The organism is Achromobacter colocynthidis (genome assembly GCF_057334535.1).
Genome location: NZ_JBHFIZ010000033.1, coordinates 57,619 through 65,060, shown reverse-complemented (window position 1 = coordinate 65,060; position 7,442 = coordinate 57,619). Strand labels below are relative to the sequence as shown.

At 65.4% G+C, this 7,442-nt stretch carries 6 protein-coding genes; 3 read left to right on the top strand and 3 right to left on the bottom strand.

From position 1 onward, the window contains the following. Positions 1-41: 41 nt before the first annotated feature. The 3 genes from ACE04A_RS15645 (at position 42) to bamC (ending at position 2,824) form a co-directional block, all read left to right on the top strand. Positions 42-689 carry a site-2 protease family protein gene (locus ACE04A_RS15645; RefSeq protein WP_100856742.1) on the top strand — a complete coding sequence of 216 codons (648 nt, stop codon included), beginning with the start codon at positions 42-44 and terminating at the stop codon, positions 687-689. A gap of 87 nt (positions 690-776) precedes the next feature. Continuing rightward, entirely contained in the window at positions 777-1,682 is a 906-nt protein-coding gene (gene dapA, locus ACE04A_RS15640; protein WP_485820283.1) for a 4-hydroxy-tetrahydrodipicolinate synthase, read from the top strand. Positions 1,683-1,699: 17 nt separating this feature from the next. After that, positions 1,700-2,824 (top strand): NlpB/DapX family lipoprotein, encoded by a 1,125-nt coding sequence (gene bamC / locus ACE04A_RS15635; RefSeq protein WP_259245902.1) that lies wholly within the window; start codon positions 1,700-1,702, stop codon positions 2,822-2,824. Positions 2,825-3,008: 184 nt separating this feature from the next. Here bamC and ACE04A_RS15630 read toward each other — a convergent pair whose 3' ends face one another. The 3 genes from ACE04A_RS15630 to mutS form a co-directional block, all read right to left on the bottom strand. Then, the gene (locus tag ACE04A_RS15630) at positions 3,009-3,221 is read right to left on the bottom strand and encodes an endopeptidase (RefSeq protein ID WP_485820282.1); all 213 of its coding nucleotides are present in this window, start codon (positions 3,219-3,221) and stop codon (positions 3,009-3,011) included. A gap of 217 nt (positions 3,222-3,438) precedes the next feature. Next, a complete protein-coding gene (locus ACE04A_RS15625) occupies positions 3,439-4,632 on the bottom strand; it encodes a JmjC domain-containing protein (protein ID WP_448718087.1) in 1,194 nt (397 codons plus the stop codon). Beyond that, positions 4,629-7,283, bottom strand: coding sequence for a DNA mismatch repair protein MutS (gene mutS / locus ACE04A_RS15620; RefSeq protein ID WP_448718089.1), 2,655 nt, complete (start codon positions 7,281-7,283; stop codon positions 4,629-4,631). Before mutS ends, ACE04A_RS15625 begins: the two co-directional genes overlap by 4 nt. Positions 7,284-7,442 lie beyond the last annotated feature (159 nt).

Sequence of the window (7,442 nt, the reverse complement as noted above, 5' to 3'; positions counted from 1 at the left end):
CCCCCCCCCCCCCCCGCGGCTCATCTACAATCCGGTTCGCCATGAACGACCTCATTCAAACCATTGCCGTCTACGCGATCCCGGTCATTTTCGCCATCACGCTGCATGAAGCCGCTCACGGCTACGTGGCGCGCATGTTCGGCGATCCCACGGCGTATGAAGCGGGCCGCATCAGCCTGAACCCGGCGCGACATATCGACCCGATCGGCACGCTGCTTGTGCCGGTGGCCATCTTGCTGGCGTCCAAATTGTTGGGCAGCCCCGGCATGCTGTTTGGCTGGGCCAAGCCCGTGCCCGTGGACTTCGGGCGCTTGCGCCGGCCCAAGCGCGACATGCTGTGGGTGGCGCTGGCGGGGCCCGCCGCGAATCTGGTCATGGCGATCATGTGGGCGTTTTCTCTGCGCCTGATGCTGGAATCCGGCATGCAGGAATCCTTCTGGTTCCAGATGGGCGTGGCGGGCGTGAACATCAACCTGGTGTTGATGGCGCTTAACCTGCTGCCGATCCTGCCGCTGGACGGGGGACGCATCCTGTTCAGCCTGCTGCCGAACCGCCTGGCCTGGCAATACTCAAAAATCGAGCCGTATGGGCTGGTGATTGTCATCGTGTTGCTGGTCACCGATGTGCTCTGGCTTTTGATGCGCCCGGTGTATGAACTTGGAACGACTATCGTTCAGTGGTTTCTGTAGGATTTCATCCAATATCCGTTAAACTCAGCGGTTTCATTGATTCTGGCCCTGGGGCATCCTGCCACGGGGCGTTGGAGCCCTACATTTATGGCATCCCCTGCAACCGCCGCAGGCGTTAATTTCCAGGGCAGCTTGGTGGCCCTGGTCACTCCCATGCAGCCCGACGGCAGCTTGGACTACGCTGCCTACCGGTCACTGATCGACTGGCACGTCCAGGAAGGAACCGACGCGCTCGTGGTGGTGGGCACCACCGGGGAATCGCCCACGGTTTCCATGGAAGAACACGCGGAACTGATCCGCGTTGCGGTCGAACATGCCGCGGGCCGCATCCCGGTCATCGCTGGCGTGGGCGCCAACTCAACCGACGAAGCCATCCATCTGGCCAACCACGCGAAGGCCGTGGGCGCGCATGCCGGGCTGTCGGTCGTTCCCTATTACAACAAGCCGTCGCAAGAAGGCCTGTACCGCCATTTCCGCACCATCGCGGAAGCCGTTGACCTGCCGACCATTCTTTACAACGTGCCGGGCCGCACCGTGGCCGACATGTCCAATGAAACGGTTCTGCGCCTGGCGCAGGTGCCCGGCATCATCGGCATCAAGGACGCCACCGGCGACATCGCCCGCGGTGGCCTGCTGCTGCGTGAAGCGCCGGCTGATTTCCAGGTTTTCAGTGGCGATGACCCCACCGCCGCCGCCCTGATCCTGCTGGGCGCGCGCGGCAATATCTCCGTCACCGCCAACGTGGCCCCCAAGCTCATGCGCGCCCTCTGTGCCGCCGCGCTGGCGGGCGACGTGCCGAAGGTGCGTGAACTTAATGCCTACCTGGCCCGTCTGAACAAGGCTTTGTTCGTTGAAGCCAATCCCATCCCCGTCAAGTGGGCGTTGGCCGAAATGGGCCGCAGCGCACTGGGCTACCGGCTCCCGCTGGTTGAACTGGGTACGCAGAACCACGAAGTCGTGCGTCGCGCGCTCCAGGAAACGGGTCTGCTCTAAATATCGTGAGGATACGTATGAACAAACGTCATGCCGGTTTGTCGGCATTGATGTCTCTGGTGTTGTTGGCCGGCTGCAGCGAGGTCAATCAATTCCTGGGCAATGAAGAATCTGTCGACTATAAGAGCGCCGTCACCCAGCGTGGAGAGCCTCTGAGCATCCCGCCGGATCTGACCCAGGCCAATAGCGACCCGCGTTATCGCGCGCCCGCTTCGGGCTCGACGACGTACTCGCAGTTTCAACAGCAGGGCCAGGCGCAAGCCACCGCCCCGAAGACCAGCAACGTGCTGCCGGGCCGCCAAGACATGCGGGTTGAGCGCGACGGCGACTTGCGCTGGCTGGTGGTTGACCGCGCACCGGAAGAAGTCTTCCCGCGCCTGGTCGACTTCTGGACCGAAAACGGCTTTACCGTGGCCAGCAACAACCCGGCCGCGGGTTTGATCGAAACCGACTGGGCGGAAAACCGCGCCAAGATTCCGGAAAGCTGGCTGCGCCAAGCATTGGGCGCCGTCCTGGAATCGGCGTGGGATAGCGGCGAGCGCGAGAAATTCCGCACCCGCGTCGAGCGTGTCGACGGTCACACCGAGGTGTACGTCAGCCATCGCCAGATGCTTGAAAAGCGCGTTGGCGCCGACGGCGGCCAGGTGCAATGGCAAAACGGCCAGGAAGATCCGGGCCTGAATGCCGCCATGCTTGCCCGCATGATGGTCTACCTGGGTTCCGACGTGGACAGCGCCCGCAAGCTGGTGCAGCAGGCGGAAGCCTCGCCGCAAAAGCCCGCAGTGCAGGAAGACGTTCGCAGCCAAGGCACTTCCTTGCTGGTGGCCGAATCGTTTGACCGCGCCTGGCGCCGTGTTGGCGTGGCCCTGGACGGCGGCGGTTTCGCCGTTGATGACCGCGACCGCTCCGCTGGCGATTACTTCGTTCGCTACGTCGATACCGACACCGGTGCGCAGAACGAGCAGCCGGGCTTCTTCAGCCGCATCTTCTCGGGCGACAAGAAGGCGGAAGCGCCGCAGTACCGCATCCACCTGGCCGCCAGCGGCGACCAGACCACGGTCACGGTGCTGGACACCAACGGTACGCGCGACAATAGCGCCACGGCTCAGCGCCTGCTGAGCGTGCTGAAGGACAAGATGTAAATCGCGTCGGGCCGGCGCCTGCATGCCGGCCTGGAACGCCAAGGCCCCCCGATCTTCGGATCGGGGGCCTTTTTCATTTGAGCCGCTGAAAAGCAGCCGAAAAAAATAGACGCAAAAAAACCCCGGCAATTGACTTGCCGAGGTTTTTTTGCGTCTTCAGAGCGGGGGTTCGTCTCTGTTTTTATTAAGACGCGGGCGTGGGCGAGCCGCCCGGGGTGGTCGAACCGCCGCCAGGGGTGGTGCCAGGCGTCGGAGCCGGAGTGGCCGGCGGCGTGGTCGAGGGGGCGGGCGTGCTAGCCCCCGGGGTGGACGCGGGCGCCGCGGCATCTTCCTTCTTGTTGCAAGCGCTGAGCGCAACGGCCAGCACCGAGGCAATAATCAAGGTTTTGCTCATCATTTTTGGACTCCTGTAGATGACGACTCTTGAAACCCCCTTAGGGGAAACCAGAAGTCAGGCTACAGGAAGCCGACGCCGCAGCGCGTGTGAAAGTTAAAAAGGTCGCATCCGAACGGCAACAAACCTTTCAGCTTCGTGTTATGTCTTTCCGTATGTGTCCCGGCCCATGGATCTGATTGCGTTCTGTTCGAATCCGATACGTGGGCGTGTCGGGATACTACGCCGCCACGTAGTGAATCCAGCCGGAATCCAGCCAATCCGCCAGGCAGGAACGCGCCTCGGGCGACAGCTTGGCGCAGGCCGGATCCGCGCAGTCCAGGCGGCGAGCGTCCGCCAGTGTGCGCAGCGCGGCGTCGGCGGGCGTCATCGCCGTTTCACCGTTGATGAAGAGCTGTTTGCCGCGATAGAGCATGCGGCTGCGGCGGTCCAGCACCAAGCGGCCCGAGTCCGGCCAGGCCTCTTCCAGATCCACATCAACGTCGTCCGCGGCGTCAAAGACGCTTTGGTTATGGGGTTCGGTCAGCCAGCAGCCCAAGAAGCGCGATGCCAGCGCATCGTCAAACCGCAGCTTTTCAACCGTTTCCAGCGTGGCGGCAACCAGCGCATCGGGCAGGGCGGCAGGCGTGTTGACGGCGGGCTGGCCCGGGTCGCGGTACACCGCCGACAGCTTGGGGCCGGGCAGCGCGGGTTCGCCGTAGGGGCCGCCCAGCAAGCCCACACGCGCCATCACCTGGTCGGCCGCGGCTTCGAGCAGGCCGCGCGCCAGTATGGCCTGGGTGGGGGCGCGGAAACCGATCGAGATGGTCATGCAGCCATCGCCCACGGCGACGCCGTCGTGCGCGGCCTGGGGCGGTAGATACAGCATGTCGCCGGGCGACAGCACCGCCTTTTCCTCGGGCTGGAAATTGCTGAGGATCTTCAAGGGCAGACCGGGTTCCAGCGACAGGTCTTTCTGGCGGCCGTAACGCCATTCGCGTTCACCCGCCGCTTGCAGCAGGAAGACGTCATAGCTGTCGAAGTGCGGACCCACGCCGCCGCCATGGCTGGCGATGCTGACCATCACGTCGTCAAGCCGGGCATCGGGAATGAAGCGGAACAGGCCCATCAGTTCAGACGCCGCGTCGCTAAGCAGATCCACGCTTTGCACCAGCAGCGTCCAGTCGCCCTCGTTGTCCTTGGGCAGGCGCGCGAAGGGGCCGTTTTCCATTTGCCATTCGCCGTTCTCGCGCCAGATCAGGCGCGATTCCACGTCGTCGCGCCGCGCCAGCTTCTTGATGGCGGCGATGGCCAGGGGCGGCTTGAAGTCGGGAATCGCCTGGCGGATCAGCAGCGGCTTGCGCTGCCAGTAGCGGCGCATGAAGTCGTTGGGGCTTTGGTTGCCCAACAGCGGCAAGGGTTGGTCAAGGTTCATTGAAGGTGCTTCTTCAGGCGGTAAAGGGCGTCCAGCGCTTCGCGCGGGGTGAGGCTGTCGGGGTCGATGGTGGCAAGCTCTTCGCGCAGCGCGTCCAGCGCTTCGATGGCGTCGTGCCGCTCGGCCTGGGCGTAGGCTTGCGCGTCGGCATCGGCCGCAGCCGAGAACAAGCCCAACTGCGGCGTCGGCGCGCCTTGCGCTTCCAGCCGTTCAAGTTCGCGCGTGGCTTGGCGGATGACCGCCGCCGGCACGCCGGCGCGTTGCGCGACCTGAATCCCGTAGCTGCGGCTGGCGGGGCCTTCGCGCACTTCGTGCAGGAACACGATGCCGGCGGCGGATTCCGCGGCGGCCAGGTGCACGTTGGCCGACGCGGGCTGTTCGGCCGGCAGGCGCGTCAGTTCAAAGTAGTGGGTGGCAAACAGCGTCAGCGCGCGGTTGTGCGCCAGCAGGCGGCAGGCGATGGCCCAGGCCAGCGCCAGGCCGTCATAGGTGGACGTGCCACGGCCGATTTCGTCCATCAGCACCAGGCTGTTGGGCGTGCTGGCCGACAGGATGGCGGCGGCCTCGGTCATTTCCATCATGAAGGTCGAGCGCCCGCCCGCCAGGTCATCGGCGGCGCCGATGCGCGTGAAGATGCGGTCGATCTTGCCGATGCGGGCACGGGCGGCCGGCACGAAGCTGCCGACGCGCGCCAGCAGCACAATCAGCGCCACCTGCCGCATGTAGGTCGATTTACCGCCCATGTTCGGGCCGGTGATCAGCAGCATGCGGCGCGCCGGATCCAGCCGGCAACCGTTGGGCGTGAAGCGTTCAATGGCGTGTTCCACCACGGGGTGGCGACCGGCGTCGATGTCGATGTCGGCGTTTTCGGACAGTTCAGGCGCGATCCAGTCGTGGCGGCGCGCGTGTTCGCCCAACGCGGCCAGCGTATCCAGCTCGGCCAGTGCGGCGGCGCAGTCCGACAAGGGCCGCACGTGTTCGGCCAGCACGTCCAGCAATTGCTCGAACAGCCATTTCTCGCGCGCCAGCGAACGGTCTTGCGCGGACAAGACCTTGTCTTCCCAGGTCTTGAGTTCGGGCGTGATGTAGCGTTCGGCGTTTTTCAGCGTCTGGCGGCGGCGGTAGTCTTCCGGCACCTTGGCCGTCTGGCCCTTGCTGACTTCAATATAAAAGCCATGCACGCGGTTGAATTCCACGCGCAGGTTGCTGATGCCGGTGCGCTCGCGTTCGCGGGCTTCCAGTTGCACCAGAAAATCGCCACCATCGGCCGCCAGGCCGCGCAGCTCGTCAAGTTCGGCATCAAAGCCCGTGGCCAGCACGCCGCCATCGCGGATGGCGACGGCCGGTTCCGGCGCAATGGCGCGTACCAGCAGCGCCGCCAGCGCCGGGTCTACAGACAGGTGCGAAACCAGTTCGCCCAAACGCGGCGAGCCCGCCATGGGTTCGACCAGGTCGCGCAGCGCGGGCAGCGATTGCAGGGCATCGCGCAGGCTGGCCAGTTCACGCGGGCGCACCGAGCGCAGCGCCAGGCGTGCCGCGATGCGTTCGATGTCCGGGAAGGCGTTCAGCGCGGCGCGCAGCGCTTCCAGCAGGCCGGCCGACCCAAACGTTTGTTCCACGTCCATGCGGCCGGCCAACAGCGCCGAAATGGCCTGCTGGCGAGCCAGCGCCTGCTCGTTTTCGCGCAAGGGGTGATGCAGCCAGCGGCGCAGCAGGCGGCTGCCCATGGGCGTGCGGCAGCCGTCCAGCAGCGAGAACAGCGTGGGCGCGTCTTCGCCCGACAGCGTTTGCGTCAGTTCCAGGTTGCGGCGGGTGACCGGGTCCAGCAGCACATACTGGCCCGGGCGTTCGGCCGACAGGCTTTGCACGTGCGCCAGCGCCTGCGATTGCGTGCGCGCCGCATAGCGCAGCAAGGCGCCGGCGGCGCAAATGCCGGCCGGCATGTCTTCAATATCGAAGCCCGCCAGGGTATCGGTCTTGAAGTGCGCCAGCAGATGCGCGCGGGCGCCATCGCTTTCGAAGTGCCAGTCCGGCACGCGCGAGCGCGCGCCTTCGAAGGGAAATTCGAAGACGGCGTTGTCGGCACAGATAATCTCGGCGGGCGCAATACGATGCAGCTCGGATTCCAGTTGGGCCGGCGCGCATTCGGTGACGCGGAATTCGCCGCTGGCCAGGTTCAGCCAGGCCAGGCCGGCGCGCGGCGCGCGGGCATTGCCGGACACGAACACGGCGGCCAGCGCGCGGTCGGCCTTGGCGGGCAGCAGCGCGTCGTCGGTCAAGGTGCCGGGGGTGACGATGCGCACGATGCGGCGCTCGACCGGCCCCTTGGACGCGGCCGGGTCGCCAATCTGTTCGCAGATGGCGATGGACTCGCCCATGGCGACCAGCCGCGCCAGGTATTGCTCCATGGCGTGTACGGGCAGGCCGGCCATGGGGATGGGCGTGCCGTTGGACGAACCCCGCTTGGTCAGCGTGAGGTTGAGCAGGCGCGCGCCGCGCTCGGCGTCTTCGTAGAACATTTCATAGAAGTCGCCCATGCGGTAGAAGAGCAGCAAGGGGCCAGCCTCCGCTTTCAGGCGAAGGTACTGCTGCATCATGGGGGTGTGGCCTGCGTGGGCCTCGGCGGCGGTGGGTTGTGTTGCTGAATTCATGCCCGTGATTGTATCGGGGCGGGCGCGCGCGTGCGGTGGCGGGCGGGATGGTTTTGGCGCTTGTTTGTCGTAATCGGGGTCGGGCTGATGATTGCGTGGCTGCCAGCCGGACAAGTGCTTGATCGCGCCCCATCCGGCGCTACGGATTTGCCGCGCCCG

Bases quoted from the DNA above. Each gene is read 5' to 3' on its own strand.
- ACE04A_RS15645 (WP_100856742.1), top strand. From the start codon at position 42: ATGAACGACCTCATTCAAACCATTGCCGTCTACGCGATCCCGGTCATT.
- dapA (WP_485820283.1), top strand. From the start codon at position 777: ATGGCATCCCCTGCAACCGCCGCAGGCGTTAATTTCCAGGGCAGCTTG.
- bamC (WP_259245902.1), top strand. From the start codon at position 1,700: ATGAACAAACGTCATGCCGGTTTGTCGGCATTGATGTCTCTGGTGTTG.
- ACE04A_RS15630 (WP_485820282.1), bottom strand. From the start codon at position 3,221: ATGATGAGCAAAACCTTGATTATTGCCTCGGTGCTGGCCGTTGCGCTC.
- ACE04A_RS15625 (WP_448718087.1), bottom strand. From the start codon at position 4,632: ATGAACCTTGACCAACCCTTGCCGCTGTTGGGCAACCAAAGCCCCAAC.
- mutS (WP_448718089.1), bottom strand. From the start codon at position 7,283: ATGAATTCAGCAACACAACCCACCGCCGCCGAGGCCCACGCAGGCCAC.